The 21,785-nt window shown below is 60.3% G+C and carries 22 protein-coding genes and 1 tRNA gene; 16 read left to right on the top strand and 7 right to left on the bottom strand.

Annotated elements, in window-relative coordinates; genetic code table 11:
- Positions 1–143: 143 nt before the first annotated feature.
- Together U0029_RS04025 and U0029_RS04030 are read left to right on the top strand one after the other, a co-directional pair.
- Positions 144–392 carry a hypothetical protein gene (locus U0029_RS04025; RefSeq protein WP_012418327.1) on the top strand — a complete coding sequence of 83 codons (249 nt, stop codon included), beginning with the start codon at positions 144–146 and terminating at the stop codon, positions 390–392.
- Entirely contained in the window at positions 379–510 is a 132-nt protein-coding gene (locus U0029_RS04030) for a hypothetical protein (RefSeq protein ID WP_256682151.1), read from the top strand. The genes U0029_RS04025 and U0029_RS04030 overlap by 14 nt, the downstream gene beginning before the upstream one ends.
- Before the next feature lie 67 nt (positions 511–577).
- On the opposite strand, the gene U0029_RS04035 is transcribed toward U0029_RS04030, so the two are convergent.
- Positions 578–898 (bottom strand): hypothetical protein, encoded by a 321-nt coding sequence (locus U0029_RS04035; protein WP_012418326.1) that lies wholly within the window; start codon positions 896–898, stop codon positions 578–580.
- A gap of 281 nt (positions 899–1,179) precedes the next feature.
- On the opposite strand from U0029_RS04035, the gene U0029_RS04040 reads away from it, so the two are divergent.
- A complete protein-coding gene (locus tag U0029_RS04040) occupies positions 1,180–1,374 on the top strand; it encodes a hypothetical protein (protein ID WP_041937529.1) in 195 nt (64 codons plus the stop codon).
- A gap of 23 nt (positions 1,375–1,397) precedes the next feature.
- On the opposite strand, the gene U0029_RS04045 is transcribed toward U0029_RS04040, so the two are convergent.
- Positions 1,398–2,015, bottom strand: coding sequence for a GGDEF domain-containing protein (locus U0029_RS04045; protein WP_114852262.1), 618 nt, complete (start codon positions 2,013–2,015; stop codon positions 1,398–1,400).
- Between the two features lie 651 nt (positions 2,016–2,666).
- Between U0029_RS04045 and ppk2 the strand changes: the two genes are divergently transcribed.
- From ppk2 to U0029_RS04060, 3 genes are all read left to right on the top strand, one after another.
- Positions 2,667–3,722, top strand: coding sequence for a polyphosphate kinase 2 (gene ppk2 / locus U0029_RS04050; protein WP_012418322.1), 1,056 nt, complete (start codon positions 2,667–2,669; stop codon positions 3,720–3,722).
- A gap of 105 nt (positions 3,723–3,827) precedes the next feature.
- Complete coding sequence (locus U0029_RS04055) at positions 3,828–4,139, top strand: ArsR/SmtB family transcription factor (protein ID WP_012418321.1); 312 nt, start codon at positions 3,828–3,830, stop codon at positions 4,137–4,139.
- A 22-nt stretch (positions 4,140–4,161) separates the two neighbouring features.
- Positions 4,162–4,689, top strand: coding sequence for a rhodanese family protein (locus U0029_RS04060; protein ID WP_012418320.1), 528 nt, complete (start codon positions 4,162–4,164; stop codon positions 4,687–4,689).
- Positions 4,690–4,814: 125 nt separating this feature from the next.
- Here U0029_RS04060 and U0029_RS04065 read toward each other — a convergent pair.
- Positions 4,815–4,904 (bottom strand) — tRNA-Ser (locus tag U0029_RS04065).
- A 347-nt stretch (positions 4,905–5,251) separates the two neighbouring features.
- Here U0029_RS04065 and U0029_RS04070 point away from each other — a divergent pair.
- Together U0029_RS04070 and yaaA are read left to right on the top strand one after the other, a co-directional pair.
- A complete protein-coding gene (locus tag U0029_RS04070) occupies positions 5,252–6,034 on the top strand; it encodes a 3-hydroxybutyrate dehydrogenase (RefSeq protein ID WP_114852264.1) in 783 nt (260 codons plus the stop codon).
- A 19-nt stretch (positions 6,035–6,053) separates the two neighbouring features.
- Positions 6,054–6,827, top strand: a complete 774-nt coding sequence (gene yaaA / locus U0029_RS04075) for a peroxide stress protein YaaA (protein WP_114852265.1) — start codon at positions 6,054–6,056, stop codon at positions 6,825–6,827.
- 193 nt (positions 6,828–7,020) lie between these two features.
- Here yaaA and U0029_RS04080 read toward each other — a convergent pair whose 3' ends face one another.
- Complete coding sequence (locus U0029_RS04080) at positions 7,021–9,228, bottom strand: FUSC family protein (RefSeq protein WP_114852266.1); 2,208 nt, start codon at positions 9,226–9,228, stop codon at positions 7,021–7,023.
- Positions 9,229–9,721: 493 nt separating this feature from the next.
- Between U0029_RS04080 and U0029_RS04085 the strand changes: the two genes are divergently transcribed.
- The 4 genes from U0029_RS04085 (at position 9,722) to pssA (ending at position 13,957) form a co-directional block, all read left to right on the top strand.
- The gene (locus U0029_RS04085; RefSeq protein ID WP_012418316.1) at positions 9,722–11,437 is read left to right on the top strand and encodes an acetolactate synthase 3 catalytic subunit; all 1,716 of its coding nucleotides are present in this window, start codon (positions 9,722–9,724) and stop codon (positions 11,435–11,437) included.
- Positions 11,438–11,447: 10 nt separating this feature from the next.
- Positions 11,448–11,939, top strand: coding sequence for an acetolactate synthase small subunit (gene ilvN, locus U0029_RS04090; RefSeq protein WP_012418315.1), 492 nt, complete (start codon positions 11,448–11,450; stop codon positions 11,937–11,939).
- Between the two features lie 64 nt (positions 11,940–12,003).
- The gene (gene ilvC, locus U0029_RS04095) at positions 12,004–13,020 is read left to right on the top strand and encodes a ketol-acid reductoisomerase (RefSeq protein ID WP_012418314.1); all 1,017 of its coding nucleotides are present in this window, start codon (positions 12,004–12,006) and stop codon (positions 13,018–13,020) included.
- A 169-nt stretch (positions 13,021–13,189) separates the two neighbouring features.
- A complete protein-coding gene (pssA, locus tag U0029_RS04100; RefSeq protein WP_012418313.1) occupies positions 13,190–13,957 on the top strand; it encodes a CDP-diacylglycerol--serine O-phosphatidyltransferase in 768 nt (255 codons plus the stop codon).
- 48 nt (positions 13,958–14,005) lie between these two features.
- Here the strand turns inward: pssA and U0029_RS04105 are convergent, their stop codons facing one another.
- Positions 14,006–14,524: a hypothetical protein gene (locus tag U0029_RS04105; protein ID WP_114852267.1), complete on the bottom strand. Its 519-nt coding sequence runs from the start codon at positions 14,522–14,524 to the stop codon at positions 14,006–14,008.
- 245 nt (positions 14,525–14,769) lie between these two features.
- Between U0029_RS04105 and rpsO the strand changes: the two genes are divergently transcribed.
- Together rpsO and pnp are read left to right on the top strand one after the other, a co-directional pair.
- A complete protein-coding gene (gene rpsO, locus U0029_RS04110) occupies positions 14,770–15,039 on the top strand; it encodes a 30S ribosomal protein S15 (RefSeq protein ID WP_012418311.1) in 270 nt (89 codons plus the stop codon).
- An 89-nt stretch (positions 15,040–15,128) separates the two neighbouring features.
- Positions 15,129–17,285 (top strand): polyribonucleotide nucleotidyltransferase, encoded by a 2,157-nt coding sequence (gene pnp, locus U0029_RS04115; RefSeq protein WP_114852268.1) that lies wholly within the window; start codon positions 15,129–15,131, stop codon positions 17,283–17,285.
- A 139-nt stretch (positions 17,286–17,424) separates the two neighbouring features.
- Here pnp and U0029_RS04120 read toward each other — a convergent pair whose 3' ends face one another.
- Positions 17,425–18,753 (bottom strand): amidase, encoded by a 1,329-nt coding sequence (locus tag U0029_RS04120; protein ID WP_114852269.1) that lies wholly within the window; start codon positions 18,751–18,753, stop codon positions 17,425–17,427.
- A gap of 420 nt (positions 18,754–19,173) precedes the next feature.
- Here U0029_RS04120 and U0029_RS04125 point away from each other — a divergent pair, with 420 nt between their 5' ends.
- Positions 19,174–19,887, top strand: a complete 714-nt coding sequence (locus U0029_RS04125; protein WP_114852270.1) for a hypothetical protein — start codon at positions 19,174–19,176, stop codon at positions 19,885–19,887.
- Positions 19,888–19,898: 11 nt separating this feature from the next.
- Entirely contained in the window at positions 19,899–21,116 is a 1,218-nt protein-coding gene (locus U0029_RS04130) for a threonine ammonia-lyase (protein ID WP_012418307.1), read from the top strand.
- Here U0029_RS04130 and U0029_RS04135 read toward each other — a convergent pair.
- A complete protein-coding gene (locus U0029_RS04135; RefSeq protein ID WP_236824169.1) occupies positions 21,110–21,649 on the bottom strand; it encodes a PIN domain-containing protein in 540 nt (179 codons plus the stop codon). The genes U0029_RS04130 and U0029_RS04135 overlap by 7 nt on opposite strands.
- Positions 21,650–21,785: the final 136 nt, after the last annotated feature.

The following is a 21,785-nucleotide window of genomic DNA, read 5'->3' on the forward strand; positions in this document are numbered from 1 at the left end:
TCAATTTGTAGCGTAACTGAGGTATGGTTGTCGTACTGCTATTGATGTGAACAGATGTGATTGAGTGATTAGAGGGGCCGTGTCTGGCGGTTTGTCCGCTTGTTTTACCCCGTGTCCCTTCATTTCAATAGAGGAAGCAAACCATGACTTCACGAATGATTGGCGATTTTCGCGTTCGTTGCTCCGTTATCCATGAGGAGGGGCAGCGTTACGGCGTACGGATATGGACCCGCCGCGTGGGCGGCACCGCCCCGGAAAAAGCCTGGGATGTTCCCAGTCTCGCGACTTATGTCAGCCTCTCCGAGGCAGAAATGGGTAGCCAGGAAGTCTTTCGCAAGATCAATGGTGTTCGTTTTAATGGTGAACCGGAGTTTGCACATGCGTCCGCATAATGGTTGGTGGAAAAACACCAGCACCCCGCGCCGCTGGCTCGATGCCATGCGCACCCGGCAGCAACCCTCACAAGGGAGTGCCGCCGCGCCGGCCAAACCCGCTCAGGCTAACGCCTGATTCGGTTTTTGCCCGCAAAAAAACCGCCAATGGCGGTTTTTTTTTGGGCGGCTGTCAAGGCCATCTCTCAATGGCGGCGTCCATGTGGGCCATGGTGGTGCCGCGGACCATGTTTGCGCGGACCGCCATAGTAGACGGGCGGCGGCACCACCACTACCGGACGCACGTAAGGCGGTGCGTAATAGCGGGGGCCGGCATGGACGGGCGCGGGCACCACATAAGCGGGTGGCGGCGCGACATAAACCGGGGCAGGGGGCACGTAAACCGGAGCGGGCGCTATCGCGATGCCGGGGATGCCGATGGATACGCCGATATCAACATGTGCCATTGCCGTGGTAGACATTGTCAACGCAGCGGCGCCCAAACCAGCAGCTAACCATTTCTTCATTATTCACCTGTGTTGCTGTCTTTGCAGCCTGCGAGAAAATACGAGGCAATTGTCAGTCTTTTCTCTATCGGAAGTTCACGGGTCTTTATTGCAATAGCGACAAAGCGCAACGGCCGGGATCTGTGCTGCTGCGCTGCGTCATCCCGCCTTCAGAGGCAAAGTCCTCCGTATGCGGTCAATTGCAATCTGCGGCGAGGCTGGCGGCGTTACATTAAATCACGATGAGGTTTGAGTTTGACCGATGGCAACCCGGACGGGCGGCTTCTCGGTATACTTCAGCCATGACGACCGCTCACGACCTCAAGCCTGGGTACTACTGGTACACCATGGAGAAAGATCCCCTGGCCATCATTCATATCCATGCGGATGGCGGTGCCACACTCATGGGTACCGATTTCCGCATGGAGCCTGACGGCGTAGCCAATATGATGCGGCAGGGCGAACGCTTCTTTTGGATTGAACCCCCCGCGATTTGATACGCCGCTCAGGCAGGCATGGCTCAGGCGGGTAAGAGTGGGGCATCATGAATCATGATGCCTCCCTTACCTTTTTGTTTGGCCCGGCAAAGTACGCTGTCGGCACTGGCATAGGCTTGTTGCCAATCCTGGCTTGCACCCGGGGGCAGCCATATCAGCCCGAAGGTGGCGCTGATTCGCTTGATTCCCTGAACCTGCACATTTCGTATGCTATCGAGTAGCTGCTTGGCTTGCTCCAGCGCTTTGTCAGGCGAGTTGGCTGAAAAAATCGTCGCGAACTCATCTCCTCCTATACGGCAAACGCAATCGTCGGTGCGACGCAACTGCGTTTCCACCGTTCTTGCCACGGCCTGCAACAGCCGGTCGCCTGCGGCATGCCCAAGACTGTCATTGACCGTCTTGAAATTATCCAGATCAAACAGGCAGAGTGCGACGCCGTTGCCGCGTTGATGTGCTTGCAAGGCCTCTTGCAAGCGGCCGGTGAAATAGCGCCGATTGAAAATGCCTGTCAATTCGTCGGTGATGACCAGCCTGCGTAGGCGGCGGTTTTCTATCTGTAGGGCTTGCAGTTGGCGGTACTGGGGGGCCGAGCGTTTGCGCGCTGGAATGCGGTGGCTTGAGTTTTTTTCTTGAATAGTCATTGCAATGCGTAGTTCTCCGGCTGCCAGCCGGGCTGGCAGCCTCGCAATCGGGCATCAGTTGCTAGCCTACGTTGTTTCCCTAGGCCTCTCCAGTGATGGAGTGTCAACGATTGTCAAGTCAGGGCAGGCCCGGGCAGAGACTGGCGCAGGCAGCAGATTCTTCGGGATGACTTTGGAAATCCGAACCGTTGGCATTCCTGCCGACGAGTGTGCTGTGCTCAAGATCAAATAGGGTGTGACGTCATCCCCTGCATACCGGCATAGGTACAGCGCAAGTCAGGCGTTTGAATCGTGGTATACCTCGATTCAGAACCTGAAAAACCAGTGGGGGCAAGGTTGGTTGCGATTCGGGAAGGCCGTGTTGTCAGCTACGCTGACCGCAGGTATGAGTTTCTGACGGTAGAGCAGGCGATGGGGTTCACAAGGTTTCTGGAGCAGGGCAAGCCGCTGGAGCATGCCTGCAAAATATGGAAGCCCAGGCGCATTGTCGCGCTTCCTCACGCGGGCTGAGGGCGCGCCCTTGTGAAGGGGAGGGCTGATCTATCATTTGCCCTCTGCATCGCATCCTGCCGCGCAGGACTCGCTGTGGCAAAACCGCTTGCACCAGAGCGTCCGGTCGGCGCCGCAAATCGAATAGACAGGAGTTTGAGCATGGCTGAAAAACCCCGCGCTTCCCGCAAGTCCGGTCTTCCTCCCGAGCCCTTGGCGCTCGATCCCGAGCGCGTGGAAATTGCCGCGCGTGCCGAAGCGGCCCGGCAGGAAGCTGTCGCCGTCATGGCCGACATCGCCGCCCGGGCCGAATCTTCGGTTGAGCCCAAGGAGGCCTTGCGTTCTGTGATTGAGGCCTTGTCTCCGGATGACGCTCAGGCCGTTCATCAGGCGCTGTTGCAAGCGGCCGCTCCGCAAGGACGCCGCCGCAATCCCGACCTGGAGTTGGCCGTGGACTGGCGCGATGGGAACTACCCCTACCGCCATCGCATGCAGCGTAAAACCTACGAAAAACAGAAGTACCGCTTGCAGGTCGAATTGCTCAAGCTACAGGCCTGGGTCAAGGCTAGCGGACAGCGCGTGGTCATTCTGTTTGAGGGCCGCGATGCGGCGGGCAAGGGGGGCGCCATCAAGCGCATGATGGAACATCTGAACCCGCGCGGCGCCCGCGTGGTCGCACTGGAAAAACCTTCCGATACCGAACGCGGCCAATGGTATTTCCAGCGCTATGTGCAGCATCTGCCGACCGCCGGTGAAATCGTGCTATTTGACCGGTCCTGGTACAACCGGGCAGGGGTGGAGCGTGTGATGGGCTTCTGCAGCGATCAGGAATATCAGGAGTTTCTGCGGCAGGTGCCCGAATTCGAACGCCATCTGGTCAGCAGCGGCATTCATTTAATCAAGTTCTGGTTTTCGGTCAGCCAGGAGGAGCAGCGCCGCCGTTTCGGCCAGCGCAAAGTGCATCCGCTCAAACAGTGGAAACTCAGCCCGATCGATCTGGCTTCCCTGGATAAATGGGATGACTACACCCGCGCCAAAGAGACCATGTTCGCACATACCGACACGGCCGATGCGCCCTGGATCGTGGTCAAGTCAGATTGCAAGAAGCGCGCCCGCTTGAATGCCATGCGGTATGTCTTGAACCGTCTGCCTTACGAAGGCCGCAGCGATAGCCCCGATCTGGCGACGGATGCGCTGATCGTCGGCCGGGCGCTTTGACGAATCCTGCCCCGTCCTGGTGATCGGGCGGGGCGGATGATCCGCGTCTTCTTGATCTTTATATTAGTTAATGCTAATTTAGAAAAACATAAAATATAGACTGTGATGGCAACCAAGGTAAAAGATCTTCAGCTTTTGCAGAATGAGGCAGCGCGCGCTGCGAGCATGCTTCGTGCATTAGGCAATCCGCATCGGCTCGTCGTGCTTTGCTTGTTGATCGAGCACAAGGAAATGACGGTCGGTTCCTTGCATGAGCATCTGACGCTCAGTCAATCGGCGCTGTCTCAGCATCTGGCCAAGATGCGAGAAGAGGGGCTGGTCGCTTATCGGCGTGAGGCGCAAACGCTTTACTACTACATTGAAAACCCAGACGTGGCAAAGCTCATCGCAACGCTCAAGTCCATATTTTGTCCCTGATCTTTCAAAGAAGGCTTGATCTATGTCGCTACCACTTATTTCTGCTCAGACTGCTAAAGCGCGCATTGCCCAAGGAGCCGTTCTGGCTGACATCCGTTCTATGGATGAGTATGCGCGAGAGCATATTGCCCAGGCCCGGCACGTTCCGGTGGAGAGTTTGCAGTCAAAAAAAATGGCAAGTGATGGCGCCAAGGCCGTCATTTTCTATTGCAAGTCCGGTAACCGTACCAAGATGAATGCCGCCGCGCTGAGGGCCGGCGTCGAAGGCGAGGCCTACATACTCGATGGCGGATTGGACGCTTGGAAAAAAGCGGGTTTATCCGTTGAAAAAAACGCCGCGCAACCACTAGAACTTCAACGCCAGGTGCAGATTACGGTTGGCCTCTTGGTCCTGCTGGGAACAATACTGGGTGCAGCGGTATCACCGTGGTTTCTCCTGCTGTCTGGCTTTGTCGGGACGGGTTTGTTCGTCGCCGGGGTGACAGGATTCTGCGGAATGGCGCGGCTGCTGATGCGAATGCCCTGGAATCAACAGGCTTTATTAAAGTAAGCGTGGCCTGTCCCTGGGATAGGTGCAAAGCGGGTGATTGCCAAAAAAGCGCTGGCCACGTCTCTGCCAGCTATTGCGATCGGCAAAGAAAAAGCCCCTGAAAAAATTCAGGGGCTTTTGGTATCTGGCGGAGAGGGTGGGATTCGAACCCACGATACGCCTAAACGTATACCGGATTTCGAGTCCGGCGCATTCGACCACTCTGCCACCTCTCCTGGTGGTATTGCTGCAAAATCTGTCCAATATCGGCTGTGGTCTTAGCCTTTGATATGGTGCTTTTTAGTATGGTGCTTAGTAGACGGCGCACTCATGTTTGCCTGCCAACGCTGCTGCCACTTTGATAAGCCGGGATTTTGCTTTGTTCTTGCTTCTTTCGCCATTTCGGTTCCGAACTAGCGAAGCCCGCTATTCTACCTGAAAAATTTCTTTGCGCAAATTTTTCTTATCCCGCGAGTCCATGCGGCAAGCGCGGCGGCGGCCTTGTCATGGGGTCATCCATGTGGCTGCCCGGCAGCAGGGATACACTTGGGGCGTCTTGCTTCAATTCCATTGGAGGTTGTTCATGCTCAAAGGCAAAGTGGCAGTCGTTACCGGTTCAACCAGTGGCATCGGCTTGGGCATCGCCCGCGCATTCGCCCAGCAGGGCGCCGATGTGGTGATCAATGGCTTTGGCGATGCGGCCGAGATCGAGAAGCTGCGCGCCGAGCTGGCCGCGGTGCACAAGGTTAGGGTGCTGTATGACGGCGCCGATCTGTCCAAGGGCGAGGCGGTGCGCCAGTTGGTGGCCAATGCCGTGCAATCTCTGGGCCGTATCGACATTCTGGTGAATAACGCGGGGATACAGCACACCGCTTTGGTCGAGGATTTTCCGGTCGAGAAGTGGGATGCCATTCTGGCCTTGAATCTGTCGGCCGTGTTTCACGGTTCGGCCGCCGCCTTGCCGCACATGAAGAAGCAGGGCTGGGGCCGGATCATCAATATCGCTTCCGCCCATGGTTTGGTGGGCTCGGCGCAGAAGTCGGCCTATGTGGCGGCCAAGCATGGCGTGGTGGGCCTGACCAAGGTGGTGGCGCTGGAGACTGCGGGTTCGGGCGTGACAGCCAATGCCATTTGCCCGGGCTGGGTACGCACGCCGCTGGTGGAAAAGCAGATTTCCGCCCTGGCCGCCAAGGATGGCGTGGACCAGGAGGCCGCCGCCCGCGAACTCTTGAGTGAGAAGCAGCCATCGCTGCAATTCGTGAGCCCCGAGCAGTTGGGGGGGGCGGCCGTTTTCCTGGCGTCGGAAGCGGCCGCGCAGATCACCGGTACGACCATCTCGGTCGATGGCGGCTGGACCGCTCGCTGATAACAAGGATTTTGTTCTTATGCTGTTTTTGCTTTCCCCCGCCAAAAAGCTGGATTACGACACGCCGGTCCAGGTGCAGACCCATACGCAACCGCTGTTCGTGGAGCAGGCTGCCGCGCTTATCAAGGTGTTGAAAACCAAGTCGGCCGACGAGATTGCGGGGCTGATGAGTTTGAGCCAGGCTTTGGCCGAGTTGAACGTGGGCCGTTATGCAGCGTGGAAAAAGACCTTCACGCTGGATAACGCCCGGCAGGCCGTACTGGCCTTCAATGGTGATGTCTATGAGGGTTTGGAGGCGACCAGCCTCTCAGCGTCGCAGTTGGATTGGGCTCAAGAGCATGTGGTGATCCTGAGCGGCCTGTATGGCGCACTGCGGCCCTTGGATTTGATGCAGCCTTATCGCCTCGAAATGGGTACGCGTCTGGAAACCCCCAAGGGCAAGAATCTGTACGAGTATTGGGGCAGCACGATCGCTGCTTACTTGAATGAGCGGCAGGAAGGCGAAGGCGCGCCCTGCATTATCAACCTCGCCTCGGAAGAGTATTTCAAGGCGGTGGATCTGAAGACCTTGAAGGCGCGTGTTGTGCAGTGCGTGTTCCAGGATTGGAAGGGCGGGGCTTGGAAAATCATCAGTTTTCATGCCAAGCGGGCACGCGGCTTGATGGTCCGCTATGCCATTGAACACCGGGCCAAGACCCCCGAAGCTCTGCAAGCTTTCGATCGCGAAGGTTATGTCTTTGATGCGTCGGCCTCTAGCGCCGACAAGCTGGTGTTTCGCCGCAGGCTGGATTGATGCGGTCTTTGCTCTGAAGGCGGCGAAAGCCGCCTTTTTTATGGCGTTGCTGAAACAGAGACATCGAACGCTGCGGCCCGCGATGTCGGCATGGCCGAGACGCCCGAGGATAGCTTGCGCGCCATCAGCGGGCTTGTCTCGGGCCAGCCCGTCAAGCGCGTCTGGAGGATAGGCGCGCGGAGGGCGTTCGGGCTCAGGCCCCGATGAGTTGGGGCTCGCTGGGTTCTGCGACGGCAGCCAGTTCCTGGCGGATCATGGTGGCCGCGCGCAGCATTTGCTTGACCGGATAGGCCAGCGCCGCAGCGTCGCCTGTGGTGTCGAACTGTGTGGGCAGGTCGGTGGGTTCCGGGCCGGTGGTTTGCAGCAATTGCACCATGTCATCCAGCGCGAGCTGGATTTCGGGGGGCGTTTGGGGCATGGCGGCCAGGATGGGCATGGCGGCGGTGATCTGCGAGGCCAGGATGTGATTCTGGATGAGCAGGTTGTTGAACTCGGGCACGTTGATCTGATGCGACTGGGGCTCGCTCATCATGCGGTAGAAGGCCTCGGCGTAGTTGCTGAAGGCAATATGCACGTCTTTGCGGGCCAGACGCCAGGCCAGGTCGGCCTCGGCCGCCTGGCTGTTGTCATGGGGCGTTTTCTGGCCGTCATGCTTTTGCATGCTGTCGAGATAGCGCATCCCGGCGCGCAGGTATTCGAGATTAGCGCGTGAGGCGGCCTGGGCCAGAGGCTTCATATAGCGGGCTTCCCACCAGGGCAGCACATAGCTGCAGATCAGGGCAAGCACGCAACCCAATACGGTGTCGAGGGCGCGCTCGCCGATCACGTCCAGCGACACGCTGCCTGGCGCCACGAAATGGAACACCAGCACTACGAACAAGGTGTTGAAGATGGCGCTGGCCATGTAATTCAACTGCACCAGGCTGTTGCCCATGATGCAGGCGCCCAGCAAGACGGCGAACAGAATGGTGGGCTTGTCGGTGAGCGCGAAGAGCGTAAGCGCGAGGATGCAGCCGATCAGGGTGCCCATCAGGCGCCAGCCATTGCGCTGGCGCGTCAGGGCAAAGCCGGGTTTCATGATGATGACGATGGTCAGCAGCACCCAATAGCTGTGCGACGCGAGGTTCATGGGCAGCCAAGTGCCGATCAGGGCTAATGCGATGGCGGCGGCCAGCGTCACGCGTATGGCGTAGCGGCAATGTGGCGAGTCCAGGCGCAAATTGCTGGTGATCATGCCCAGACGCACTTCCTGGCGCGACATGAAACGGGTGAGCGATTTGTCGATGCGTAGCTCGCTCGTCGGCAGGGCATCGGGCCGGTCTTGCGTGTGGTCAACCAGGCGGTCCACGATGCGCGCGGCATTGCGCAGGCGGCGCAGCACCTGAACCAGCAGCGTGAGGATTTCGGGCTCCCGTTCGCCCAGGCCTTGCTGCTTGAGCTGCTCGATCTCGTATTCGATGGCGCGCAGCTCGGCTTTGGCGCTGCTGCGGTACTGCGTCGGCCGCGCACGGGAGACATCGAGCGCGATGCGGTTGACCTCCAGCGACATCTTGAGCAAGGCATCACGCATGAAAATCAGGGTGTCGTTGCCCGCCAGAACCCGGCGCAGCGAGGCGTAGTCGGTATGGGTTGCGACCAGCGTGTCGAGCAGCGCAAGCATATCGACAAACATATTCCACAGCATGACGCGCTCGCTCTCGCGAAAACCCTTGCCTCGCGGCAGGGCGCGCAACACCAGATCGCGTGCGGCCTGGTGGTTGTCGGTCATGGCGGACTGGCGCTGGATCAGGGTGCGGTAGGCCTCATCCAGATCGGCGTTTTCATCGTAGAAGCTGGCGCGGGCCAACATGTAATCGGCGGTGGCGAATAAGGCGACCGACATGGCCTGGCGTTCTTCGCGCAGCCAGAAAAGGCGCCGGAAGGCGAAGCTGAAAAGCAGATAAAACAGCGCGCCGCCCAGTGTGGCCAAGGCATGCCAGACGACCTCATGGGGTTGCATGGGGGAGTGCATGGTCAGGGTCATCAGCAGGAGGCCGGCGAAGCCGATCAGCCCGCCGCGTTTGCCGAATACCGAGAACATCGAGAACAGAAAACACTGTCCTATGACGACCAGCCATAAAGCGAAGGGATAGGTCGAGGCTATTCCCGTGATGGTGACAGTGACGGTGCCTAGCAAGGCGCCGCCCAGCATTTCATTGGTGCGATGGCGCTGCGGGCCACCCGGCTGGTCGATGATGGCCAGGCATTGCGCGCCGAAGGTCGCCACCAGACCGATGGAGTATTGCCCCCAGACGACTCCCAGCACCATCACGGGCAGCAGCATGCCGACCGCCTGGCGCACGCCACCGAAGAAGTAGTGGCTGTAGAGGAAACGACGGATGCTGGCGATGCGCAGTTCCATGGGGCTGTACACAAGTCCGAGACCCGTCAAGTATAGAGAGCCTCCCTGATTTTTGGGGGCGGAACCGCTACGCAGCGTTGCTGCGAAGCGAAAAAAACGCGCTGGGCGGACTGACGGGCGCGGTTCGATTTGCGGAGGATGCCGCAACGCGGTAAATTGCTCCCTCTTGCGCCGGTCTGCTATCCGAATCCGGCGCGCGGGCGAGCAGAGCCTGGGCCATCTTCCGTAGCCTGCTGCGCCAGTAAGACTTGCTGTTGGCCGCGCCAAAAGCGTGAGATGCCAAGGCTTCCATTTCGACTTCCGACGCCTTCTTGGGCGTTTGCACTGCGTTTCTGACGAGCGCGTGCCGGGTCGGCAGGGTGTCCGGGTGGCGTGGCTCCGTGAGCCGCTAAGCGCCGGATCATGTTGCCGCGTCCGGTATGGGTTCCGCTACCGCCGTATCCGGGCAGGTGGCAGCCAGAGAAACAGGGCCGGTACAGAAAGGAAATACAACATGGAACTGAATGGCGCCGATATCGTCGTGCGCTGCCTGGCCGAAGAAGGCGTGGAACACGTTTTCGGCTACCCTGGCGGCGCGGTGCTTTACATCTACGACGCGATTTTCAAACAAGACAAATTCCAGCATATCCTGGTGCGTCACGAGCAGGCTGCCGTGCACGCCGCCGATGCCTATTCGCGTTCTTCGCAAAAGGTGGGCGTGTGCATCGTGACCAGCGGTCCGGGCGTGACCAATGCCGTGACCGGCATTGCCACGGCCTATATGGACTCGATCCCTATGGTCATCATCAGTGGCCAGGTGCCCACGGCTGCCATCGGCGAAGATGCCTTCCAGGAGTGCGACACCGTCGGCATTACGCGTCCCTGCGTCAAGCACAATTTCTTGGTGCGTGACGTCAAGGATCTCGCCGAAACGATGCGGCGCGCCTTCTTTATCGCGCGCACGGGTCGTCCGGGTCCGGTGCTGGTGGATATCCCCAAGGACATTACGGTCGCGCAATGCAAATACACGCCCAAGAAGGGCGAGATTTCCATGCGCTCGTATGCGCCGGTCACCAAGGGGCATCAAGGCCAGATCAAGAAGGCCGTGCAGATGCTGCTGGCCGCCGAGCGCCCCATGATTTACACGGGTGGCGGTGTGGTGCTGTCCGACGCGGCGGATGAGCTGCGCCGGCTGGTGGACTTGGTCGACGCGCCGTGCACCAATACCTTGATGGGTTTGGGTTCCTTGCCGGCCAGCGACCGTCATTTTGTCGGCATGCCGGGCATGCACGGCACCTATGAAGCCAATATGGCCATGCAGCACTGCGATGTGCTGCTCGCGATCGGCGCGCGCTTTGATGACCGTGTCATTGGCAATCCCAAGCATTTTGCGCAGAATGCCCGCAAAATCATCCATATCGACATCGATCCTTCATCGATTTCCAAGCGGGTGCGGGTCGATGTGCCCATCGTCGGCAACGTCAAGGACGTGCTGGTCGAATTGATTGATCAATACCAGCAGGCTCGCCAGGAAACCAAGCCGGCGTCGCAGGACAAGTGGTGGCAGCAGATCCAGGCCTGGCGCGGGCGCGAGTGCCTGAAGTACGCCCTTTCCGACGAGCTTATCAAGCCGCAGTTCGTGGTCGAAAAGCTCTGGGAAGTCACGGGTGGCGACGCCTTCGTGACCTCGGATGTGGGCCAGCATCAGATGTGGGCTGCGCAGTACTACAAGTTCAACAAACCGCGTCGCTGGATCAACTCCGGCGGCCTGGGCACCATGGGCGTGGGCCTGCCCTACGCCATGGGTGTGCAGATGGCCAATCCGGGTTCGGACATTGCCGTGATTACGGGCGAAGCGTCGATCCAGATGAACATCCAGGAACTGTCGACCTGCCAGCAATACCATCTCACGCCCAAAATCGTTTGCCTGAATAACCGCTTCCTGGGCATGGTGCGTCAGTGGCAGCAGATTGACTACGGTTCGCGCTATTCCGAGTCCTATATGGATTCGCTGCCGGACTTCGTCAAGGTTGCCGAGGCTTACGGCCATGTGGGCCTGCGCATTGACCGCCCGGCGGATGTCGAGCCGGCGCTGCGCGAGGCATTCAAGAAGCACAAGGATCGCCTGGTCTTTCTTGACTTCATCACCGACCGCACCGAAAACGTGTGGCCGATGGTCAAGGCAGGCCGCGGGCTGACCGAGATGCTGCTTGGTTCCGAGGATCTGTAAGGAAGCCACCATGAAACACGTGATTTCTGTGCTCATGGAGAACGAGCCCGGCGCGCTGTCGCGCGTGGTGGGGCTGTTTTCCGCACGCGGCTATAACATCGAGACACTGACTGTCGCGCCCACGGAAGATGCGACCCTGTCGCGTCTGACGGTGGTCACCGTGGGGTCCGATGAGGTCATCGAACAGATCACCAAGCATCTGAACCGTCTGGTGGATGTGGTCAAGGTGGTCGATCTCACCGAAGGCGCTCACATTGAGCGCGAGCTCATGCTGATCAAGGTGCGCGCGGTCGGCAAGGAGCGTGAAGAAGTCAAGCGGATGGCGGATATCTTCCGCGGCCGCATCATCGACGTTACGGACAAGTCCTACACGATCGAGTTGACTGGAGACCAGGGCAAGGTGCAGGCCTTTATCGAGGCCCTGGACCGCAGCGCCATCCTGGAAACCGTCCGTACCGGCGTTTCCGGCATCGGCCGCGGCGAGCGTATCCTCAAGCTCTGACCAGCACCGCAGTACCCCATACTCTGCATTCAACGATTTTTAAAATTAAGTATCTGGAGCAACCATGAAAGTTTTCTACGACAAAGACTGCGATCTCTCCCTCGTCAAGGGCAAAACCGTTGCCATCATCGGCTACGGTTCGCAAGGCCACGCTCACGCCCTGAACCTGCATGAGTCGGGCGTCAAGGTCGTGGTCGGTCTGCGCAAGGGCGGCGCTTCCTGGAACAAGGCTGCCAACGCCGGTCTGGAAGTCGCTGAAGTCGCCGAGGCCGTCAAGCGCGCCGACGTCGTGATGATGTTGTTGCCCGACGAAAACATCGCTGCGGTCTACCGCGACGAAGTGCACGCCAATATCAAGCCGGGCGCCGCCCTGGCTTTCGCTCACGGCTTTAACGTTCACTACGGCCAAGTCGTGCCGCGTGAAGATATCGACGTGATCATGGTGGCCCCTAAGGCTCCCGGCCATACCGTGCGCTCCACCTACTCGCAAGGCGGCGGCGTGCCTCACCTGGTCGCCGTTTATCAGGACAAGTCGGGCGCTGCCCGTGACGTGGCGCTGTCGTACGCCAGCGCCAATGGCGGCGGCCGTGCCGGCATCATCGAAACCAACTTCCGCGAAGAGACCGAAACCGATCTGTTCGGCGAACAGGCCGTGCTGTGCGGTGGCACCGTCGAACTGATCAAGGCGGGTTTCGACACGCTGGTGGAAGCCGGCTACGCGCCCGAAATGGCCTATTTCGAGTGCTTGCACGAACTCAAGCTGATCGTTGATCTGATCTACGAAGGCGGTATCGCCAACATGAACTACTCGATCTCGAACAACGCTGAGTTCGGCGAGTACGAGACTGGCCCGAAGGTCGTGACCGACGAAACCCGTAAGGCCATGCGCCAGTGCCTGACGGACATCCAGACCGGTGAATACGCTAAGCGTTTCATCCTGGAAAATGCCGCAGGCGCTCCGACCCTGACCTCGCGCCGCCGCATCAACGCCGAATCGCAGATCGAAGTGGTCGGCGCCAAGCTGCGCGCCATGATGCCCTGGATCGCGGCTAACAAGCTGGTGGATAAGTCCAAGAACTAATTTTTGCCCCGGGCGAAGTTCTTGCTGCATCGGAAAAAACCGCCTTCGGGCGGTTTTTTCTTGCCAAGCCTGCGGCCGCTTCAGGCCGGCTGTGATTGCCGGTCAGCCCAAGTAGTGCTAGATGGGTTAACCTTTCACCTTACAAAGCTTGCGGAAGTCCCGACACGCCATGCCCAATTTCTCCATGCGCGATTCCGAGAATCGTCATCGCAGCATTTATCTGTTGCCCAATGCCTTCACGACAGCCGCCCTTTTTGCGGGGTTTTACGCCGTGGTGCAGGCCATGAACGACCGCTTCGAAATCGCGGCCATCGCCATATTCGTGGCCATGGTGCTGGACGGCATGGATGGCCGTGTCGCCCGCCTGACCAATACGCAGTCGGCGTTTGGCGAACAATATGATTCGCTTTCCGATATGACCTCCTTCGGGGTCGCGCCGGCCCTGGTCGCCTATGAGTGGATATTGCAGGACCTCGGCCGCTGGGGCTGGCTGGCGGCCTTTGTTTATGTCGCGGGCGCCGCTTTGCGTCTGGCGCGTTTCAACACCAATGTGGCCGTGGTCGATAAGCGTTTCTTCCAGGGGCTGCCAAGTCCGGCTGCGGCGGCGCTGGTGGCGGGGTTTGTGTGGCTGGCTATCGATAACAAACTGCCTATCCACGACAGCATCATGGCCTGGGTTGCCTTCGCGCTGACCATGTACGCAGGGGTGGCCATGGTCTCCAACGCGCCCTTCTACAGCGGTAAGAGCTTTGCGCTTGGCCGCAGCGTGCCGTTTTGGGGGATTCTGGTCGTGGTTGCGGTTTTTGTCTTTGTTTCCAGCGATCCTCCGGTGGTGCTGTTCGGCCTGTTCGTGCTTTATGGCCTGTCCGGCTGGGTCGTCATGATCTGGCGTTGGAACCGCGCCCGCCGGCTCCAGCAGGAACGCCGCGCTCACTAAATGAATAAGCCGCTCTTTCGAGCGGCTTATTCATTGGCGGTGGGGGCATCACCACCAGCCTTGGTTGCGCTCTTCGTACATCGGGTCCGGCCCTGGATGGAAACGCGTCACCTGCTTGCCATCGCGACCCATATAGACGTACATGAGCGAATTCCAGACACCGGATTCGCGATAGCGGTAGGCCCAGACGACCTGGCGCACGCTAGGCAGGCCAGCTTCGCGGATTTCGGCGGGCGGGCCGAACTCGCAGCGCACCCGTTCTGCCGACCACACGCCTTCGCCCAGGCGTTTGAAATGGGCATCGGTGAGCAAAGCCTCGACTTTTTCGACGCGGCCGTCGGCGCTCAGGTCGCTGCCCCAGGCATACTGGCCCATCGGCTGTTGCGTCCAGATCACGCGCTCCTGCCCGTCGGGTAGGCGGCAAGTGAAGTTGGGTTTGCCGTATTGATCCACGACGCTGGTGTAGGGCGTGCCTGGCGGTAGCTGAGTCATGGGGGCGCAGGCCGACAGGGTGGCCGCGATCGCAGTCAGCGCCAGGACGCGCTTCAGGTGGCTTAGGCTGGGCATGCAGGTTCTCCTGAGTGGGGTCAGGCCCCGATTAATTGTCTACCCCGAGCTAGAGTAGGACAAATCCCGAGAGTGATTGTAGCGAATCGGCTATAATCGGGCCTGCTTGTCGTGGTTCGTGTGTAACCAGGCAGGCGGGCGCTGAAGCCGTCAAGGCCGCAGCGTGACAATTGCCACTGCTAAAGAAGTGTTTTTCAACCCACGTCCGGGCACCTCGGCCCTGACGCATGTCCGTAGAGGTCAAAATGTCTGTTGCTGACATCAAAAAAGCCGAAATCGTTTCGCAATTCCAACGCGCGCAAGGCGATACCGGTTCCCCCGAAGTCCAGGTGGCTCTGCTCACCGCTCGTATCAACGAGCTGACTGGTCACTTCAAGGAACACGCGAAGGACCACCACTCGCGCCGCGGTTTGCTGCGCATGGTTAGCCGTCGTCGCAAACTGCTCGACTACCTCAAGGGCCGCAATCCCGATTCGTACCGCGCTCTGATCGAAAAACTCGGTCTGCGCAAGTGATCGACGGGGCTGGCTCCCCATGACGCAACCGTGGTCGCTGCGACGATGTCGCGACGGCCACGGTTTTTCATTTGCAAGGAACCATCGTCATGTTCAATAAAGTCACTAAGACTTTCCAGTACGGCCAGCATACGGTCGTGTTGGAAACCGGCGAGATCGCTCGCCAGGCCTCCGGCGCTGTGCTTGTGTCCGTTGAGGACACCGTCGTGTTGGCCACGGTTGTCGCGGCCAAGAAGGCCAAACCCGGTCAGGATTTTTTCCCCCTGACGGTTGATTACATCGAAAAAACCTATGCGGCAGGCCGCATCCCCGGTGGTTTCTTCAAGCGCGAGGGTAAGCCCTCCGAGAAGGAAACGCTGACTTCCCGCCTGATCGACCGTCCTCTGCGTCCGCTCTTCCCCGAAGGCTTCTACAACGAAGTCCAGGTGGTGATCCACACGCTGTCGGTCAACCCGGAAATCGATCCCGACATCCCCGCCATGATCGGCGCCTCGGCCGCGCTGGCCATCTCGGGCATTCCGTTCAACGGCCCCATTGGTGCTGCCCGCGTGGCTTATGTCGAGGGTCAATACCTGTTGAACCCGACGGCTTCGCAGCTCAAGTCCTCGAAGATGGATTTGGTGGTTGCCGGCACGGAAAACGCCGTTCTGATGGTGGAATCCGAAGCTCAGCAACTGTCGGAAGAGATCATGCTGGGTGGCGTGGTGTTCGGCCACGAACAAATGCAGGCCGCCATCAACGCCATCCATGATCTGGTGCGCGACGCTGGCAAGCCCGAGTGGACCTGGTCGCCCGCAGCCAAGAACGAAGCCCTGATCGCCGCTGTGACGGCTGCCGCTCAGGAAGGCTTGAGCGCCGCCTATCAGATCCGTGAAAAGCAGGCCCGCACCACCAAGTTGCGTGAGGTCTACGCTGAGGTGTCGGCCAAGCTGGCCGAGCAGGCCGCTGCCGCCGGTCAGGATGCGCCCGATGGCGTGACCGTTGACAACATCCTCTTCGATCTGGAAGCCCGCCTCGTGCGCAGCCAGATCCTGAATGGCGAGCCGCGTATCGACGGTCGCGACACCCGCACCGTGCGTCCGATCAGTGTCCGTCTGGGCGTGCTGCCGCGCGCTCACGGCAGCGCCTTGTTCACCCGTGGTGAAACGCAGGCGCTGGTGGTGGCGACGCTGGGCACCAAGCAAGATGAGCAGATCATCGACGCGCTGATGGGCGAGTACCGCGACCGCTTCATGCTGCACTACAACATGCCTCCCTTCGCCACCGGCGAAACGGGTCGTATCGGTGTGCCCAAGCGCCGCGAAATCGGCCACGGTCGTCTGGCCAAGCGTTCGCTGGTGCCGGTGCTGCCCAAGCCCGAAGACTTCCAGTACACCATTCGCATCGTGTCGGAAATCACCGAGTCCAACGGTTCTTCCTCGATGGCTTCGGTCTGCGGCGGTTCGCTGGCCATGATGGATGCGGGTGTGCCGATCACGGATCACGTCGCTGGCGTCGCCATGGGCTTGATCCTCGAGAACGGCAAGTTCGCCGTGCTGACCGATATTCTGGGTGACGAAGATCACCTGGGCGACATGGACTTCAAGGTTGCGGGGACCGAAAACGGTATTACCGCTCTCCAGATGGACATCAAGATCCAGGGCATCACCAAGGAAATCATGCAGGTTGCGCTGGCCCAGGCCCGCGAAGGCCGTCTGCACATCCTCGGCAAGATGCGTGAGTCGCTCGACGGTTCGCGCACCGAGCTGTCGGCGTTTGCTCCGCGCATGCTGACCATCAAGATCAATCCCGAAAAGATCCGTGACGTGATCGGCAAGGGCGGCGCCACCATTCGCGCCCTGACCGAAGAAACCGGCACCCAGATCGACATCTCCGATGACGGCACGATCGTGATCGCCAGCGTGGATGAGGGTCAGGCCAAGGAAGCGCAACGCCGTATCGTCGAACTGACCGCTGATGTCGAAGTCGGCCAGGTCTATGACGGCTCCGTGCTGCGCCTCTTGGACTTCGGCGCCATCGTTCAGGTGCTGCCGGGCCGTGATGGTCTGTTGCACATCTCGGAGATCGCCAACTACCGCATCGCCAACATCAATGATGTGTTGAAGGTCGGTCAACAAGTCCGTGTCAAGGTCATCGAGGCCGACGAAAAAGGCCGCCTGCGCCTGTCCGTCAAGGCTATCGGTGGCATTGAGCAGCAGCAAGCTGCCGCCGATGCGCCGGCTCAAGCCGAAACGCCGGCCGAGTAATTCCGGTCTGCGGTAAGTAGAAACGGCGCCTCGCTTGAGGCGCCGTTTTTTTACGCTTGTCGTGCAGGATGTTGTCGGGGCCGGTGGCATACCCGATGACAGGTCTACCGCCGCGGCTGTGGCCTCGGCGGTTGCAGCATCAAGCGCGCGTGGCTTCGAGCGCGGCGGCAACGCTCAGCACGCGAGCGTCCTGGCCGTGCAGACCGCACACCGACAGGCCGATACCGGCTTGGCCGGTCGGCAAAGACAGCGCGCAGCCATCCAGGAAATTGATGGTGCTTGGGTTGCGCAGCACCAGTCCGTTGGTGGCAAAGAAGGTGTCGTCGTCGCGCTCCAGCGGGGCAAGCAAAGGCGGCTGCACGGCCACGGTCGGCATCAGCCAGCCGTCCGCGTCGCGCAGGCGATGGCGGGCGATAGCTTGGATACGGGCGCGGGCAGCCTGAACATCCAGGTAGTCGGCGGCGCTGATGGCCGCGCCCCGGCGGATGCGGACGGCCACGCGCGGATCGTAACGGTCGCCCTCGGATGCCAGCAGCCTGCGGTGCCAGGCCCAGGCTTCCGCAGCCGTCAGACCGCCGGCCGCATTGATGTCCGGCAGCTCGCGCAATTCGGGAAAATCGAAGGGCACGAGGATGGCGCCATGGCGGGCGAGGTTTTGGACATAAGTCTGGAAAGCCTGCTCGACCTCCGGGTCGATGTTGTCAAAGACAAAGTCGCGGGTGATGTACAGGCGCAAGCCTTTTAGCGAGGCCGCTTCGGGGGCGCTGCCGTCGAGCCGGCCACGGATGATGGCATCGAAGGTGGCGCAGCAGCCTACCGATGCTGCCAAAGGGCCGATCGAATCCAGTGAGCTAGACAGCGGGACGGCGCCGGTCCGTGGCACGCGGCTGGCCGTCGGCTTGAAGCCGGTCAGGCCGCAGAAGGCGGAGGGAATGCGGATAGATCCACCCGTGTCGGTGCCTAGCGCCGCCACGGCCATGCCGCGCGCGACAGTGACGGCGCCGCCCGAAGTCGAGCCGCCCGCGATGCGGTTTTCGTCATGGGGCGCGCGGGGCGTGCCGTAGTGCGGATTCAGGCCCAGGCCGGAAAATGCGAATTCGCTCATATTGGTGCGGCCCAGCAGAATGGCGCCCGCCTGGCGCAGGCGGGCCACGACGGGCGCATCCTGAACGGCGGGCGCGGCGCCGTCGAGCGCGCGCGAGCCTGCCGTCGAAACCTGGCCCTGCACATCGAACAAGTCTTTGATGGAGATGGGCAAGCCGGCCAAGGCGCTGGGCACATAACCGGCGCGTCGGGCCAGATCGCTGGCGTGGGCAGCCTGTAGGGCGGACTCGGCGTCAACCTGTGTGTAGGCTGCGCCGCCCTGTTGGCGGTAGTCGGCGATACGTTGCAGCGCGTTCTCGACCAGTTGCAAGCTTGTGGTCTGGCCTGCGGCAAGCGCCGCGTTCAATGCCTTGATCGTATTCATGGTTACTCGTCGAGGGGCAGGCTGTGCACGGAGTCATTGTGGTGCAGGCTGCAAGGGTTGCGGATTGATAAGCCCGGTTCGCAATATGCGCCATGGTCTCACTCAAGCTTGGCGGCTAATGGCGGGACGTTAATGGGCTTTGCCTTGAAGCTCTCGTCATCAAAAAGAGACGCATCGCGGCAAAAATATCATGGTCAAGCCCCGCGTATCGAACAGGTTTGCCTGTATGGCATCAGGGGGCGACCTTTGCGGCGCGGGGCGCCGCGTATTCTGGCAGCTCGGGGTGGGCAATATCCTGTTTGGTGCTTCCCATGCTGCAAGAGCTGAGTGCGCACGATGGCGAAAGCGGGTAAATCCGGTAAAGTTTCAGCAGAAGGTCGGGAGCCGGTTACCGAAAACAAACAGGAAAACAGGTAAAGCATGAGGGGATGGCTGCTGCTTGCCGCGATGCTGATGGCCGTACTGACGGGCTGTATGAGCGCGCCTGCTGCAGGCGGCGGGCCCAATAGCGAGGCGATGTCTGCCGATCAGCTTGCCCAGACGGACTTCAACCGCACGACAACGCTGGCGATGCGGGACAACTTCAACAGTCTTTATCTGTTGCTGGACAAGCTTTACCGGCGTAACCCCCGCGAATGGCGCAAGTCTGGCGTCGCCGATCAGGCGACAGCCGTGGCCTATGTCAAGCGACTCATCGAGGAGCGGCGCGCGCCGGCAGGTTTGGCGGGTCTGCGCGACATCCAGGTGCTGGCGGTTGCGCTGGACCCCAACTATCAGGGGGACCGGGTGGCTGCTTTCATCTACGGCATGGCCGACACCATCCTGGCGGCGCACAACGACAAAGCCCGCTTCTATCTATCGGACGTGCTGGATGGGCAACGCATCTTCAATGCGGCGCGTAATGTCGAAGCGGCGGCCTGGCTGCTGTCGTCTCGCAGAGGGCCTAATGGCGAGCCCCTGCTGCTGGCCAATGAAATCTCGCCCACGGTCACCAATTTGAGTTTCGAGCGGGAGTTCGGCGCTATCATCGGCCGGCTGGATCTTATCGCTAATCTTCTGGGCGAAAATTCCCGGCGCATAGGCATCAACTATGCTCAGGGCCTGATGTTTTTTAATTTTCTGCCGGTTCGCTGACCGGATTTGTCATGATCGATTTCGCCGCCATCCAAGCCGCCCGGGAGCACCTGCTCGGGCAGGTGCAAAAAACGCCGTTCACGCTATCGCGTACGCTCTCGGATATTCTGGGCGCTGAAATCTGGCTCAAATTCGAGAACCTGCAATTCACGGCCTCGTTCAAGGAGCGCGGCGCGCTAAACCGCATGCTGAATCTCTCGCCCGAAGAGCGCGCCAAGGGGGTGATTGCCGTGTCGGCCGGCAACCATGCGCAGGGCGTGGCCTATCATGCGCAACGCATGCAGGTGCCTGCGGTCATCGTGATGCCGCGCTTTACGCCTACGGTCAAGGTCGCCAACACGCGGCGCTTTGGCGCCGAAGTGGTGCTGGCCGGAGATACCTTCGATGACGCCAAGACCCACGGTTACGCGTTGGCCCAGGCGCGTGGGCTGACCATGATCCACCCTTATGACGATGAGGCCGTCATCGCTGGGCAAGGCACTGTCGGCATGGAAATGCTGGAAGTGCAGCCCGATCTCGATATGATGGTCGTCGCCATTGGCGGCGGTGGCTTGATTTCAGGGGTGGCGACTGCGGCCAAGGCCATCAAGCCGGGTATCGAAATCGTTGGCGTGCAGACTGAGCGCTTTCCGTCCATGTATGCCGCCATGCGTGGCGTGCCCATGGAAAGCGGCCACTACACCATTGCCGAAGGCATTGCGGTCAAGTCGCCCGGCTCCCTGACGCAGGAAATCGTAAGCCGTCTGGTGGACCGCATCGAGCTGGTCAGCGAGGCGGATATCGAGCACGCCATCGTGGTGTTGCTCGAGATCGAAAAAACCGTGGTCGAAGGCGCGGGGGCGGCCGGTTTGGCGGCGCTGCTGTTGGAAAAATCCCGTGGCACCCATGAGTTCAAGGGCAAGCGTATCGGTCTGATCCTGACTGGCGGTAACATCGATCCGCTGATGCTGGGCGAGCTGATCGAGCGTGGCATGGTGCGTGCAGGTCGCCTGGCCCGTATCCGGGTGGATCTGCGTGATCTGCCGGGCGCCTTGGCACAGGCCACCCGCCTGATTGCCGACGCGCATGCCAATATCACCGAGGTACATCATCAGCGGGCCTTCACCTCCTTGCCGGTGCGCAATGTCGAGGTGGATTTCGTGTTGCAGACGCGGGGTCCTGAGCATATCGAGGAAGTGATCGACATCCTCAACCGCGCCGGTTTCGCCGCCAGCAATCACGATCACTGAGCCGTCAGGCTCTTGACGCGATACAGGCGCTCCCGTTGCAGGGTCATGGCCAGCGGTTCGGGGTCCCGGCCCAGGGAGACATAATCCTGCGGCACCTGTGCGACGGCTTCGGCGACCAGGCCTGGGTGCGCCCCATGCCAGCGCGAAATCAGGATGTCTGGATTGAAGGCGTCCAGCCCTTGGCGGCGTAGCTCCGAACGATTGAAGTCCTTTAGATTCCAGGTGGCGACTTGCACGACTGGCGGCTGTTGCAGGCTGCAGCGCGCACGCCGGGCCAGGCCGGCGGCGATGACATGAAAATCCTTGGGGTCGCTGTAGCGCAGCACGGCCTCATAGGCCTGCGTGTCGTGCTCCATAGCCGACGGAAAGCGCGTGTTCATGTCTGCCCATTGTTGCGCTAGAAATGCCGGATCTACCTCCCATAGCCGGGCGGCGTTGCGCCGCCACTCTTCGCCGATGCGTTCGCTCCAGACGGGGTGGAAGATGCCTGCATCCGCAAGACGCAGCATCAGCCGCCTGACGATACTAGACATAAGCACGCAGGCGTCGATAACGATAAAAGGGGCAGATTGAGACAAGAGTCGGGTGAGGGTAGGGAGCGGGGCGGGATTGCTGGCGAGGAGTATAGCTTTCGGCCGCGAACGGTATAGGGCGTCTCTTGTTTCGGGG

It is taken from the genome of Bordetella avium (assembly GCF_034424645.1).
Taxonomy (GTDB): domain Bacteria; phylum Pseudomonadota; class Gammaproteobacteria; order Burkholderiales; family Burkholderiaceae_B; genus Bordetella; species Bordetella avium.